This window comes from Pseudoalteromonas agarivorans (genome assembly GCF_024518735.1).
Taxonomy (GTDB): Bacteria; Pseudomonadota; Gammaproteobacteria; order Enterobacterales; family Alteromonadaceae; genus Pseudoalteromonas; species Pseudoalteromonas atlantica.
The window spans coordinates 112,854-125,739 of the sequence record NZ_JANIGJ010000001.1 but is presented as its reverse complement, the minus strand read 5'-3'; the positions used below and the strand labels follow the sequence as shown (position 1 = coordinate 125,739).

12 protein-coding genes are annotated in these 12,886 nt (G+C 39.8%); 3 read left to right on the top strand and 9 right to left on the bottom strand.

Annotated elements, in window-relative coordinates; genetic code table 11:
* The first annotated feature begins 5 nt into the window (after window positions 1-5).
* Window positions 6-986: a tRNA-dihydrouridine synthase gene (locus NQT65_RS00565; RefSeq protein ID WP_054983096.1), complete on the top strand. Its 981-nt coding sequence runs from the start codon at window positions 6-8 to the stop codon at window positions 984-986.
* Window positions 987-1,043: 57 nt separating this feature from the next.
* On the top strand, window positions 1,044-1,376 hold the full coding sequence (locus NQT65_RS00560) for a TraR/DksA C4-type zinc finger protein (RefSeq protein WP_004588130.1): 333 nt from the start codon (window positions 1,044-1,046) through the stop codon (window positions 1,374-1,376).
* A 4-nt stretch (window positions 1,377-1,380) separates the two neighbouring features.
* On the opposite strand, the gene NQT65_RS00555 is transcribed toward NQT65_RS00560, so the two are convergent.
* From NQT65_RS00555 to pyrC, 9 genes are all read right to left on the bottom strand, one after another.
* The gene (locus NQT65_RS00555; protein ID WP_256850240.1) at window positions 1,381-2,424 is read right to left on the bottom strand and encodes a hypothetical protein; all 1,044 of its coding nucleotides are present in this window, start codon (window positions 2,422-2,424) and stop codon (window positions 1,381-1,383) included.
* 63 nt (window positions 2,425-2,487) lie between these two features.
* On the bottom strand, window positions 2,488-3,747 hold the full coding sequence (locus NQT65_RS00550; RefSeq protein WP_004588132.1) for a tetratricopeptide repeat protein: 1,260 nt from the start codon (window positions 3,745-3,747) through the stop codon (window positions 2,488-2,490).
* An 11-nt stretch (window positions 3,748-3,758) separates the two neighbouring features.
* Window positions 3,759-4,373, bottom strand: coding sequence for an energy transducer TonB (locus tag NQT65_RS00545; protein WP_126007517.1), 615 nt, complete (start codon window positions 4,371-4,373; stop codon window positions 3,759-3,761).
* Complete coding sequence (locus NQT65_RS00540; RefSeq protein ID WP_004588134.1) at window positions 4,373-4,777, bottom strand: ExbD/TolR family protein; 405 nt, start codon at window positions 4,775-4,777, stop codon at window positions 4,373-4,375. The genes NQT65_RS00545 and NQT65_RS00540 overlap by 1 nt, the downstream gene beginning before the upstream one ends.
* Window positions 4,778-4,791: 14 nt before the next feature.
* The gene (locus NQT65_RS00535; RefSeq protein WP_004588135.1) at window positions 4,792-5,316 is read right to left on the bottom strand and encodes a MotA/TolQ/ExbB proton channel family protein; all 525 of its coding nucleotides are present in this window, start codon (window positions 5,314-5,316) and stop codon (window positions 4,792-4,794) included.
* Window positions 5,316-6,680, bottom strand: coding sequence for a MotA/TolQ/ExbB proton channel family protein (locus NQT65_RS00530; protein ID WP_004588136.1), 1,365 nt, complete (start codon window positions 6,678-6,680; stop codon window positions 5,316-5,318). Before NQT65_RS00530 ends, NQT65_RS00535 begins: the two co-directional genes overlap by 1 nt.
* Window positions 6,681-6,687: 7 nt before the next feature.
* On the bottom strand, window positions 6,688-7,458 hold the full coding sequence (locus NQT65_RS00525; protein ID WP_004588137.1) for a DUF3450 domain-containing protein: 771 nt from the start codon (window positions 7,456-7,458) through the stop codon (window positions 6,688-6,690).
* A gap of 865 nt (window positions 7,459-8,323) precedes the next feature.
* Window positions 8,324-8,527, bottom strand: a complete 204-nt coding sequence (locus NQT65_RS00520; RefSeq protein WP_004588138.1) for a cold-shock protein — start codon at window positions 8,525-8,527, stop codon at window positions 8,324-8,326.
* Between the two features lie 464 nt (window positions 8,528-8,991).
* Window positions 8,992-10,041, bottom strand: a complete 1,050-nt coding sequence (pyrC, locus tag NQT65_RS00515) for a dihydroorotase (protein ID WP_256850239.1) — start codon at window positions 10,039-10,041, stop codon at window positions 8,992-8,994.
* A 214-nt stretch (window positions 10,042-10,255) separates the two neighbouring features.
* On the opposite strand from pyrC, the gene NQT65_RS00510 reads away from it, so the two are divergent.
* The gene (locus NQT65_RS00510; protein WP_138685836.1) at window positions 10,256-12,625 is read left to right on the top strand and encodes a bifunctional diguanylate cyclase/phosphodiesterase; all 2,370 of its coding nucleotides are present in this window, start codon (window positions 10,256-10,258) and stop codon (window positions 12,623-12,625) included.
* Window positions 12,626-12,886: the final 261 nt, after the last annotated feature.

Genomic DNA, 12,886 nt, shown 5'->3' with positions numbered 1-12,886 from the left:
ACTCTATGAAACTTGTTTTAGCGCCTATGGAAGGTGTTGTTGATTTTAAAATGCGCCAACTTCTTACCAATATTGGTGGCTTTGACCTATGCGTAACAGAATTTGTTAGAGTAATTGATAAATGTTTACCGGCTAAAGTGTTTCATCGCTATTGCCCTGAGCTCAATAATAACGGTTTAACCAAAGCAGGTACTCCTGTGCGCGTACAGTTATTAGGGCAAGTGGCCGACGTATTAGCAGAAAATGCGGTTAGAGCTATCGAATTAGGCTCTCACGGTATAGATCTTAATTTTGGCTGCCCTGCAAAAACGGTAAATAAAAGCCGCGGGGGTGCTGTTCTGCTAAAAGACCCTGACCATATGTATGACATAATCAAAGCGGTAAGGGATGCAGTAGATAGTAAACATCAAGTAAGTGCTAAAATACGCTTGGGCTTTGATGATGATAGCAATAGCCAAGAAATTGTAGATGCCGTTGTAAGCGCAGGTGCAGATAGTATTGCAATACATGCCCGTACTAAGCGTGACGGTTATAACCCACCTGCTTATTGGGAAAAAATCCCCCCGCTAATAAAAGGTAAAAACATCGCCGTGGTTGCCAACGGTGAAATTTGGCAAGTGGAAGATGCCCTACTTTGCCAAACTCGAAGCCAGTGTAGCGATTTAATGCTAGGGCGAGGTGCGCTTTCTCACCCTGATTTAGCGAAAAAAATTAAAGCTCATGTTAATAATGAACAATATAATGGCCTAGAGTGGGAACATATAATTTATCATTTGATTCACTCTGCTATTCATCAAGACCCCACACAAGATGAAAAATATTTTGCCTCTCGTACTAAACAATGGCTGGGTTATCTAAAACGCCAATACCCACAAGCTAATGCACTATTTGATGAAATAAGACGTCTTAAAGTAAAAGGTGATGTAGCACAGGTTTTAAAAAAATACGCTAAGTCTCCGCAACTTGATTCAAATCATAGCGTATAAGCAGCGCAGCTCAGATAATACCGGTATAACGAAACGCTAAATGAAGGTTATACCAATATGCTTTATCAGCAACAACTGCACAGTGAAATAGCACACGTTAAATCAGTAATATTAGCGATGCTGAGCCAATCAGCACACCCTGCCCATCTTAAGCTACGTGACGTTATATTAACTAGCCAGCATAACGAATGGCTTGACACTGCCACTTACCACTTAGGTCCTGAATATCAAACTTTAGTTAATAGGCTGACAGAATTAGAAGCGGCAATAAGCCAAATTGATATTGGTCAATACGGCTATTGCTGCGATTGTGAAGAAGCAATTTCTGAGCGGTTACTTAAAAAAGACCCTGCAACACAGCGTTGTGAAATGTGCGCTAAGCGCACATAAGCGTTTAAAGTGTTAATAGTTGCTCGGCAAAACTAAAAGCCTGGCCTGGGTAAAGCACACTATCTTCAACTAAATACTGCGCATCGCGCTGTGAAATAGCTAATCGTTTTACTAAGTTCACTTTTGCCTGAGATAAAGTCCATGCATGGTAGTGTATACCTACATCAGTTTCCATTAGCGCAAGCATTAGCCTTTTATCTTCTGGGCTCAGCTGGCTGTTTTTAGCCATAGCGGGCAACAGCATGTAATCAGTTTGCCAATCAATCCCTTTTACTTTTGGCGCCTTGCTTAAATATTGGCTAATAAACGAAGTACTATGATGCTCGTTATAGCTCAAATTAGGTGCAGTGTGCGAGTTCATTTGAAGATGCTGATTGATAGTATCAACCCATTGCAAAGGCGACTTAACTGCCCCACTGAAGTAATTTAGCTTACTTTGATACCATTCACTGCCATTAGCAAGACCACGTAAGCCAATGCTTCCCCTTGGTTTGTACTGGGCCAAGTAATCATTAAACTCTGCAATCTGGGCTTTTAAATCGTTTACGCTAGATTGTTTTAATTGTGACGTTTGTAAGTAACCCTGCAGGAGGTTTAATTCAACCTTGTTTAATCTCAAATTGCTTTGCAGCGCACTATCTAATTGATCTTGAGTGAACTTAAGCCACTCAATTACCTCGTTAGCCTTAGTACTTTGAATTTGCGCTGATAATAAGTTCTCTAACACATTCACCTGTGCAGGCCAGCTGAAAAAGCGCTCAGGAAAACGCTCAGCAATAATTAAGTAATTTAGCTGCTGTGTTTGCGCGTTTGAAAGAGTCATTGTTTGTAGGCGCTGATACATCTGATGACGAAGCGATAAATACGCTGAGGAAAAAGGCAGTACTTGTTCATTGGATACACTTGCAGTGCCCGCAGGCTTTAGCGCCATGTTTAAACTTTTAATACTCTGCTGCGCAGCATCATAAGATTCAAAAGGCAGTGGTTGTTTTGAACAAGCAACCAAAAACAGACTAAATAGGACAGACAAAAGATGCGTTTTATTCATTATAAATTCCAATAAAAAAAGCCCCATAGGGGCTTTTTATATAATTGCTAAAACAAATTAAAGTTAAATTTTAACACCGTTGCGAGCGGCTTTATCTTTAATAAATGTAGACCAACCTTTAGCAAACTTACGTGTGCGCGGGTCGTCCATTGCTTTAGTAATAGCAGCATAAGCTTGCTTGTATTTAGCTTGGTAGTAGTACGCTTCAGCTAAATCTGAATAAATGGTGCCTTTTTTGTCAGAGCCAAGCTCTAACGCTTTGTTCAAACGAACAACAGCAGCACTAAAGTTCTCAGATTGTAAAAGTAACGATCCTGCTTTGCGGTAAAGCTCTGCATCGTCGTCAAATTTAGCAGCTTCTTCGTAGTACTTAGCAGCTTTTTCGATGTCTTTAGAACGGTGGTAGTTACTAGCAATTGCGTTAACATTTTGCTTAGTACGCTTAACTTTGTCTTCTTTAATCGCATTTTCAAGGGTTTTAGCCGCTTTAAATGGAATTTCGTTTAAAGAGTAAAAGTTAGAAAGTACTTTGTAATCTACTTCCGCTTCAAAATAGCCATTTTTGAATGCTACTTCCATGGTCGCTAGACCTTTAGAGTAGTCTTCGGTTTGTAGGTAGTATTTACCTAAACTAACCCAGGCTTTTTTGTCATCTGGCCAAACTCGTACAATCTCTTCACCAATTTTCACCATGTTGGCGTAATCTTTAAGTTCAAAGTAAGAACCTAATTTTAATTGGTAAGGGGCCTTGTTAGGCTCCTTTTGTAAAGAGATTGCCTTGTCGGCAGGTTTAAAAACATCACGAAACTGACCTAACTGATAGTTAGCTTGCGCAATACGAGTATACACTTTAGGGTCTTCTTCGCCGGTGAAGTCCATCCAAGCTGTATAAGCTTTTTTGGCTTCTTGGAACTTTTCAGTACCTGCGTATAAATCACCTAATAGCTTTAAAGTTTGCTCGTGATCTGCGAAGTTTAAAATATCAGGGGCAACAGCTTGTCTAGAGTATTTAATCGCTTCATCGTACTTCTCTTTTTGCGCGTACATGCTACCTAAGTAACGATTTACAGTCGCTTTATCGAAGTCGTTAGATGCGTCAATCTCTTTTAACAAGGCAATTGCTTCATCAATTTTGTCTTCATTGTACAAGTCAAACGCTTTAATTACCTTTTTACCAGTACGCTCGCCCATGATTTTAGTCTTGGCTTTTTTACGCTCTTCAATTTTAGCGTAATCCGGCGCTGCTAATACAGGTGCAGTTATAGCTGCACCTGACACAGACATAAGAATTGCAAGAGCAGTTACTTTAGATAAATTTCTCATTACTCGCCTCCTTAGCCTTGGTTAAGTTTAAAGTCTAGTTGAACTTGTAAACCAACTTGTTTCTGTGGTTTACCGTCAATAATTTTAGGACGGTATTTCCACTTGCGTAATGCACGTTTAGCTTCACGGTCAAAGATACGTTTTGGTTCTGCGTCAATAACTTCAACGTCAGTCACGCCACCTAACTCATCAATTGTGAACGAAAGTTGTACCCAACCTTCTTTACCATCACGCGCTGCTTGCGTTGGATATTTTGGTTCAATACGAACGATAGGTGTCGCATCACCATCTCGTCCAAATGCACCTGGACCACTTAGTCCACCAGCCGAACTTCCTACATCGATGCTACCCATGTTAAATGACATAGCACCAGGATTAGGATTGTTATTCTCCGGCTGTGGCGGCTGCGGTTTAGGCGGCTGCTTTGGCGGTGGCGGAGGCGGAGGCGGAACACGCTTCCTCTCCTGCACCTTAGATTCAGGCGGATTCGTCATTATTTCGACTATGATCTGCTCTTTTTGTTCAGTATTACGGTCAGCCCCACCAGAGATGAGGTAAGCCATGAAGTAGAACAAGCCGAAAGTAACTGCCCCACCTGCAATCAGTGAAAACAGAAAACGAATCATTACTGATCTCCAGCTATTGAAATTCTCAGGTTGTCACCTGTCGCTTTGATCTGGTCCATAACTTTAACCACTACGCCGTGCTTTGCTTCTTTATCAGCTTGCAAAATCACAACATCAGTAGGTTGTTCTGCTAATAAACTTTCGATTTTTGCTGAAACACGTTCAACATCAACTTGCTGTTTATCAATCCAGATAGCACCATCACTGCGAATAGCAACAAAAATGTTAGCATTTTTTTGCTTCGTAGCTTGGGCCGCTTTAGGTTTATTGACCTCGATACCAGCCTCTTTAACGAACGATGTAGTTACGATAAAGAAAATAAGCATGATAAATACGATGTCAAGCATTGGCGTCATATCTACCGCTGCTTCTTCTTCTTCACGAAAACGTTGTTTACGTGCCATATTTAATTCTCTCTCTAGTGATGAGGCATGCTATCTACAAGTTTGGCTTTCACCATTCTCGCTCTTGCCTCAAGGCGTGAGCTAAAGAAAACTCCAGATAGTGCCGCAACCATTCCAGCCATTGTTGGGATTGTTGCCATTGAAATACCTGATGCCATTAAACGTGCATTACCAGTACCTTGGGTTGCCATGGTTTCGAAAACCGCGATCATACCCGTTACAGTTCCAAGTAAGCCTATTAAAGGACAAACAGCTACTAATGTTTTAATCAACAACATACGCTGATCTAATTTTTCAGACGCTTCAGAAATCCATGCTTCACGGATTCTGTGTGCGTACCAAGACGTAGTGTCTTGGCGGGCATCCCACTTTGCTACAATATCCTTCGTTAAACGAGGAAATTCAGCAAGTAGGAACCAATAGCGCTCAATCATTAAAACCCACATAAGAAAGAGTGCTATCGCGACCACGTATAATACCTGGCCGCCTGTGCCAACAAAATCCCTGATAGATTCCCATATCTCCATCAGGACTAGCATTAGGCTTTCTCCTTCTCCGCGTGAGTAGCAACGATACCCGCGCTTTGCTCATCAAGGATATGTAATACTGACTTACTACGACCTGCAACAATTGAATGAAGTAGGATAAGTGGTAGTGCAGCAATTAGACCTAGCGCTGTAGTTACAAGAGCTAGAGAGATGTTACCAGCCATGATCTTCGGATCGCCCGTACCGAACAATGTGATTGTTTGGAACGTTAAGATCATACCGATTACTGTACCTAGTAGACCAAGTAACGGTGCGATTGCAGCAAGAATCTTGATGATGTTAATACCAGCTTCAACACGTGGCGTTTCACGTAAGATAGCTTCATCAAGTTTAAGCTCAAGGTTTTCAACGTCTTGGCTCTTGTTGTCATGGTACACTTTAAGAATACGACCCAGTGGGTTGTTTGTATTCGGTGTAGACAAGTTTTTAAGCTGAGACTTGATCTTAGAAGTAGTAAGCGCTAAGTCAACGAAACGTACTAAGAAGATTAGTAGACCAACAGCTAATAAAACTGTGATGATGTAACCAACTTCAGCACCTTGCTCGTAGTATTCCATAAGCGTTTTCTTCTGCGTGTTGATACGTAAGATTGCACCACGAGTCGGGTCAATGTATACGCCAGCGTAATTGTCAGAAGAAGTACCTTCAAGAGCAGAGATACCATCTAAAATGTAGCTATCAGGTTGTTTACCTAAAGGCTGAATAGATTTTGTCTCTGGCGAGTAGATTAAGTAACCTTCGTCTGTAACCAAGTTAAAGTTACCAATACGTGTTACTTGCTTAACTGTAGAGTTGCCGTCAAGACCTGACACTTCAGTTTCAAAAGTAGAAACTTTTGCTGACTCAGTCATTTCTGTTTGAAGTGCAATCCAAAGTTCTTCAAGTTCACGAACTGTTGGAAGCTCTTTAGCAGCTGCTAATGAACGAAGTACTTCTGCACGGCCTGGCTTTTCAGCACTTACTAGTGAAGCTTCGATAGAACCGATAGCGTCTTGCGCTGCACGACGTACAACACCAAACATTTCACCAAGAGTACCTTGTGCGTTTTGAAGCGCTTGCTCTTTTTCAGCTAATGTATTTTCGTTTTGTGCATATTGCTTAGCTAAGCTGTCACCGCGTGCTTTTTCAGACGCTAATTGGCTTTTTGCTTTGTTAAGTAATGCTTGCTTGTCAGCACGTTCTGATAAGAACTCTTGCTCACGTTGCTTATTGATTTTACCTTCAGAGATACGTTCTTGCTTTACTTGCTCAAGAATTTTATCTAAAGCATCAGTATTTGCATGTGCATTAAGCGCGGTACCTGCAGAAACAGATAGTACTGCTGCAACAGCAAAACCTTTAAATAGTTTCTTCATTATTCGATTACTCCGCGCCAAAGATTGGTAGTTTAACAAGTTCTAGTGTCGCTTGCTTACGCGCCATACGAATCACTTCTTTAACTGGTTTTAGGTATTCTTCACCTAATTCTTTCCACTCTTTAGTGTTGTTGTCCCACACCCAAGCGTGTTTTAAGTCAAAAGATTGTGCTACGTAAGTGATACGACCTAAACGACCGATATCAACGTTAATGTTTTTACCATCAACTTCTAAAGTACCTTGAGAAGCAGTTACAGCCGAGCTGTAAGCAGTTTCAACTGTGTATGCTTCAAGAACTTGGCGGAATTTCTCAGACGTCGTTACAGACGCAGAAGCCATGATTTCACGAAGTCTTTCTACACGAGCTAGACGAGAATCAAGATTGAACGGAACGTCCGCTTTGATGAATTGCTCAAGCGTATCGATCATGCGATACATCAAAGGCACAACGTTTTGTTTAGTGTTGTCGATAGTAGCGATTTGACGGTCAAACGATTCGATTGACGCATTTTGGTCAGCGACCAAACGTGCTACGTGATCGTTGTACACTTTCATAAGTTCAGTCTCATCAACAATACTACGGTACTCAGCGATTAGCTCTTGAGTTTGACCGTATACGTTGTCAATTTTAGTTTGAGACTTAACAGCAGCCTTTTGAATTTGCTGACCTGCTTTTTGCACGTCATTCAAAGGATCTGCAATCACATTGCTGCTTGCAAATGCAAAAGCGCCAACCAACGCAGATGCTACAAGACTCTTTCTGATTTTAACAGACATAGTTCCCAACCAATTAAGTAATGTTACTTTTATAATTTAATTATCAACCTTATTAAGGATGACAACCCTGATATCTTTTAATAGATATCAACCCTCCAATAATGCTAAATGCAATACGCCCTGTCAACTTGATGTTAGCTATTCTAAGTAAATAAATACCTTGAAAAAGCTAAAACTAAAGTATTACAAAAAATACTGTTAACATAAATGCAACCAGCATTAAGGCGTTTTAGCATTATATAGCCCCTTTAAAATTAAACACTAGTTAAAAATTAGACACTTACATGAAACAAAAATGCAACATCTAAACAAAACTGAATTGCACCTTAAAAAAAAACAAAAATAATAAAAATGTGACAAATTGATGAACTAGATTTGGTTAAATTAGGCTAAAAGCACATCTTAACTTGAAAATCCCGCGCTTCATCGTATAAAAATACAACAATTCGAAAGTGGTTTTGAAATGATGTATAAATATTACTGCATTTAAGTTAATGGCTTTAACTTTGCTAAGCCCAAGTTAAGCCTTATTAAAGCCATAAAACACTCAGTTAATTACACGGTTTTTTAATACACACTATGCGTGTGGTAAATATATTGCTTAAGCTTAGTGAAAGTATATAGATTGTGAGCTGTTAATGTATTAATGCGGCGTTGCTATTAAACAGGGTTATTAACTATTTTAATGGCAAATATGTTAAATGTATTTGAAGCTATAGCAAGAAGTAAAATTTAAACGTTTGACTGTATTAAGGAGTGTAGAAACAATATTAGGGAATGTATAAACAATGGGGAAGATTTTGAGGAATTATGGTGAAACAGAAAACTGCTTCACCAAGATGAACTAAGGTTCACATAATTAAAATTATGCTACTTCTACGTTCTCAGCTTCAGGGCCTTTTTGACCTTGTTTGATGCTGAAAGTCACTGCTTGACCTTCGCTAAGAGTGCGAAAACCAGAACCAGTGATTGCGCTGAAATGTACAAACACGTCAGGACCATTTTCTTGTTCAATGAAACCAAAGCCTTTAGCTTCGTTGAAAAATTTTACTTTACCAGTAACCGACATACTAAATTTTCCTGTAAGTCAATAATTAAAATTCAGCCATATTATTATGGCTATATCCTCCCTGAGTCAGTGCCCAAAATTCTGGAGGTATAGTACAGGAACAAGTTTTAACCTAACCGGTAACCTTAAACGCAGCACAATATCCGTAAATTCAATACGCAAAAACTCAAAGCAAGTTAAGGTTAACACATTAATTTTTTTTTGGCTCTATTAATTAAGATTTATTTACTCAGAACAAAAATAAATAAAGCATTATGTGTAAGTGGTTATTTTTAAAGCTAAAATTGAACAAAAAACGGCAGCTTTGTTGCTCGTAATTGTAACAAAACATGTATAACAGCTTAGCTTTACAAATAAAGCCCCTCGTAAAGAGCGTTAAAACTCGCGTAAAGATTGAATTTCAAGCAAATAAAAAGCCGTACAGCAAGCTATACGGCTTTAATACAATGCTAATTTAATGCAGTTTACTTAACCTGCCAGTCAATCGTAGCTTCTGCTTTAATAGGCACAACTTGTGAGTCACCAAGCGTGTAACTTGCGGGGACTTGCCAAGGGCTTTTCTTTAGGATAATTGTATCGGTGTTACGGGCAAGTCCGTAAAAGTCAGGCCCAAAATGGCTTGCAAAGCCTTCTAGTTTATCCAGTGCGCCCGCCTCTTCAAAGGCTTCGGCGTAAAGTTCAATCGCAGCATGTGCTGTATAGGCGCCGGCACAACCGCATGCAGCTTCCTTTTTATCTTTATAATGTGGTGCTGAGTCAGTCCCTAAAAAGAACTTTTTATTTCCGCTTATAGCTGCCGCCATTAACGCTTGTTGGTGAATATTGCGCTTTAAAATAGGTAAACAGTAATAATGCGGACGTATGCCACCAGCTAACATGTGATTACGGTTGTACAATAAGTGATGCGCGGTAATAGTTGCCGCCACATTTTGCGGCGCGGCTGTTACAAAATCAACGGCGTCTTTTGTCGTAATGTGTTCTAGCACTATTTTCAGATTTGGAAAATCCGCTACAACATCGCCTAAAATCGTCTCTAAAAATACTTTTTCACGGTCAAAAATATCTATTGATGAATCAGTCACTTCACCATGCACTAATAACAGCATACCCACGTCTTGCATCGCTTCTATAACAGGGTAAATATTCTTTACTGATGTAACCCCAGAGTCTGAGTTAGTGGTTGCTCCAGCTGGGTAAAGCTTGGCAGCAACAATTTTACCCGTTGCTTTGGCTTTTTTAATTTCTTCAGGTGTGGTTTTATCTGTTAGGTAAAGCACCATTAAGGGTTCAAAGTTGCCCTGCGGCCCCGCTGCCATAATTCGCTCTCGATAAGCTAGCGCTAAATCAGTGCTCGTTGCTGGCGGTACAAGGTTTGGCATTATGATGGCGCGGCCCATGTAGCGGCTAATATCGCGTACTGTATCTTTAAGTTGCTCACCATCACGTAAATGGACATGCCAATCATCAGGACGAGTTATGGTTAATGTGTTTTTTGAATCGGTATTAATGCTCATTACTTTTTTCCACGGCTGAATTTATCCGATCATAGGCATATGGAAAGACCTAGTAAAGTGTTATCTAAACTATTGCCCTCTATGAGTGCTGCAAAATACTATTGAGTTTAAGTTTAACCACGATTACACCCGTTTAAGCGTTTTATTTTGAACATGCTTTAAATTTGGGTTAACTTATCGGTGCTAATACAAATAAAAAGAATAAAATTACCCTATGTCGAATCATATCGATACCTATAAAGCGCTCGAAGTTAAAACTGAACAGCTGAGCATAATAAATCAGTTTTCCTCAAGCTTATTACAACTCGATACCCTAGAAGAGTTATTTGAGTATGTAACCACTCAAGTAGTAAACCGCCTTGGGTTTGTTGATTGTGTTATTTACCTGGCTGATGAAACACGTTTACAGCTAAATCAAGTCGCTTCTATGGGCATAACCCACGCCAGAGACGAATACCAAGCAGAGCGCAAAGTTATTGGCTTTAACGAAGGTATAACCGGTTATGTTGCCCGCACAGGCACAGCTATTATTATTGGCGATGTAACGCAAGACCCTCGCTACATTGCTGATGAACGCCCTGCTCAATCAGAGTTATGTGTGCCACTTATATACAAGGATCATGTTTTAGGGGTTATTGATTGTGAACATCCAATAAAAAACTACTTCACAAACGCCCACCTAGAAATATTAACCACGGTTGCGCATTTATTAAGTGCTAAGCTAAACCAAGTAAACACGGTTAATAGCTTAACGCACACAGTAAAACAGTTAAATGATGCGCAAAAGCTTGAAAACAGCTTACTGCAAATAGCTAACTTAACCTATAAAGCCAGTAACCTAGATACCTTTTTTGAATCTCTTCACAGCATAATAAATAGCTTACTTCCTGCAGATAACTTTTTTATTGCCCTTTACGATAAGCAAGTAGACATACTCGATTTGGTTTACATCGTTGAAGAAGGCATTCAAACGCACGCACACAAAAAAATATCAAAAGAGCAATTAAAAGACACAGCTTCGTATTACTTACTAAAATCAGACCGTGTGCTGCTATTAAATCAAAACGATTATCAGCAACATATAAATAACGGCGACTTTAAACTTGTTGGCCGTCTTTCTGAATCCTGGCTAGGTGTGCCTTTTAAAGCAAATGATAGAATAAGCGGTGTAATTGTTGTTCAAAGTTACGATAAAAAGCTGCATTACAACGAACACGACAGCGCCCTTTTAACCTACGTAAGTAGGCAAATTAGTATGGCCATAGATAGGCAGCTTGCAAGGCAAGAGCTTGAACACAAAGCATTGCATGATGAGCTAACAGGCCTCGCTAATCGCTCGTTACTTATTGAGCGTATTAAACATGCAATTTTGCGTTTATCGCGTGTTAAAAAAGGCACGAGCCATGCCTTGCTTTATTTAGATTTTGATCGATTTAAAAGTATCAATGATTCGCTTGGCCATGAGGTTGGCGATCACTTTTTAATTAAAATTTGTGAGCTCATAAAAGGCACCGTAAGAAACACTGATACGTTTGCACGCCTTGGTGGCGACGAATTTGCTATTTTTATGGAAAACATCACGCACAGAAACCAGGTTAGCGAAGCGCTAAAACGAATAAACACAGCCCTTGCTAAGCCACTTAATGTGGATAGTCATTTATTGCAAGCATCAACCAGCATTGGCATCGCCTTTAGTGAAAGCAGCGACGATAAAGCCTATTTGCTATTACAGCAAGCCGATGCCGCCATGTACGAAGCTAAATCAAGCGGGCGTGGCCAAGTTAAGTTTTTTAATAACACCATGCGTAAAAAGCTCAAAACACATGCCGATATAGAAAACGACTTACAACACGGCATTGAACACAACGAATTTGAGCTTTATTTCCAACCTATTTTTACTATAGCGACAAGCGAAGTTGTCGGCTTTGAGGCATTAGTGAGATGGCACCATCCTAAAAAAGGGTTTGTGCCACCAAATGAGTTTATTCCGATAGCCGAAACCACCGGGCAAATTATTAACCTCGATTTGCACTTGCTTGACCTTGCTGCACAACATATTGCGCACTGGCATACATTAGGGCATCGCTTTTTAAAAGTAACGGTCAATGTGTCATCGCGTCATTTTGCCAGCCTCGACTTTGTTGCCCAAGTTCACGCATTATATAATAAATACCAACTGCCTTTAGGGTCGTTGTGTTTAGAAATCACTGAATCAGGGCTTATTGCTAACCTTGATTTAGCAACCCAAATAATAGAAGGGCTTGCCCCACTTAAAGTGAAGTTATGCTTGGATGACTTTGGTACTGGATACTCAGCACTTGGTTACTTACACCAATTACCTATTCATATTTTAAAAATAGATAAAAGCTTTATCGATCACCTCAACAAAACCAATAACCCGTTAGTAGAGGCCATTCTCTCATTAGCACAATCACTAAACTTTGAAGTTGTGGCTGAGGGAATCGAAACCCAAGAGCAACTAAATATTTTACAAGCCACTCAATGTAATTACGGGCAAGGCTTTTTAAAGTCAAAGCCAGTTACAGCACAACACGCCATTAAGCTTATCCACAAACCGCTGTAGTAGCTGGTATCAAAAGGCTTACTTTTTCACAACCAAAAAGGTGTAAAAAGTAAGCCCCGTAATACCCATTCGTTTATTTAAGCGCTCAAGTTTTAAAGCAATAAAAACATATTATTACTGTTTAAGCTTTAGCCCATTAAAAACAGACCTGTTATTACGTGTTGTGATAATTACTTACCCCTCTTAAAAACCAATGCCATTTATTGAGCTGCCCTGCCCATAACGCGCTTTACAAAGCCGCTGTATAACCCAACAAAACAA

Bases quoted from the DNA above. Each gene is read 5' to 3' on its own strand.
- NQT65_RS00565 (WP_054983096.1), top strand. From the start codon at position 6: ATGAAACTTGTTTTAGCGCCTATGGAAGGTGTTGTTGATTTTAAAATG.
- NQT65_RS00560 (WP_004588130.1), top strand. From the start codon at position 1,044: ATGCTTTATCAGCAACAACTGCACAGTGAAATAGCACACGTTAAATCA.
- NQT65_RS00555 (WP_256850240.1), bottom strand. From the start codon at position 2,424: ATGAATAAAACGCATCTTTTGTCTGTCCTATTTAGTCTGTTTTTGGTT.
- NQT65_RS00550 (WP_004588132.1), bottom strand. From the start codon at position 3,747: ATGAGAAATTTATCTAAAGTAACTGCTCTTGCAATTCTTATGTCTGTG.
- NQT65_RS00545 (WP_126007517.1), bottom strand. From the start codon at position 4,373: ATGATTCGTTTTCTGTTTTCACTGATTGCAGGTGGGGCAGTTACTTTC.
- NQT65_RS00540 (WP_004588134.1), bottom strand. From the start codon at position 4,777: ATGGCACGTAAACAACGTTTTCGTGAAGAAGAAGAAGCAGCGGTAGAT.
- NQT65_RS00535 (WP_004588135.1), bottom strand. From the start codon at position 5,316: ATGCTAGTCCTGATGGAGATATGGGAATCTATCAGGGATTTTGTTGGC.
- NQT65_RS00530 (WP_004588136.1), bottom strand. From the start codon at position 6,680: ATGAAGAAACTATTTAAAGGTTTTGCTGTTGCAGCAGTACTATCTGTT.
- NQT65_RS00525 (WP_004588137.1), bottom strand. From the start codon at position 7,458: ATGTCTGTTAAAATCAGAAAGAGTCTTGTAGCATCTGCGTTGGTTGGC.
- NQT65_RS00520 (WP_004588138.1), bottom strand. From the start codon at position 8,527: ATGTCGGTTACTGGTAAAGTAAAATTTTTCAACGAAGCTAAAGGCTTT.
- pyrC (WP_256850239.1), bottom strand. From the start codon at position 10,041: ATGAGCATTAATACCGATTCAAAAAACACATTAACCATAACTCGTCCT.
- NQT65_RS00510 (WP_138685836.1), top strand. From the start codon at position 10,256: ATGTCGAATCATATCGATACCTATAAAGCGCTCGAAGTTAAAACTGAA.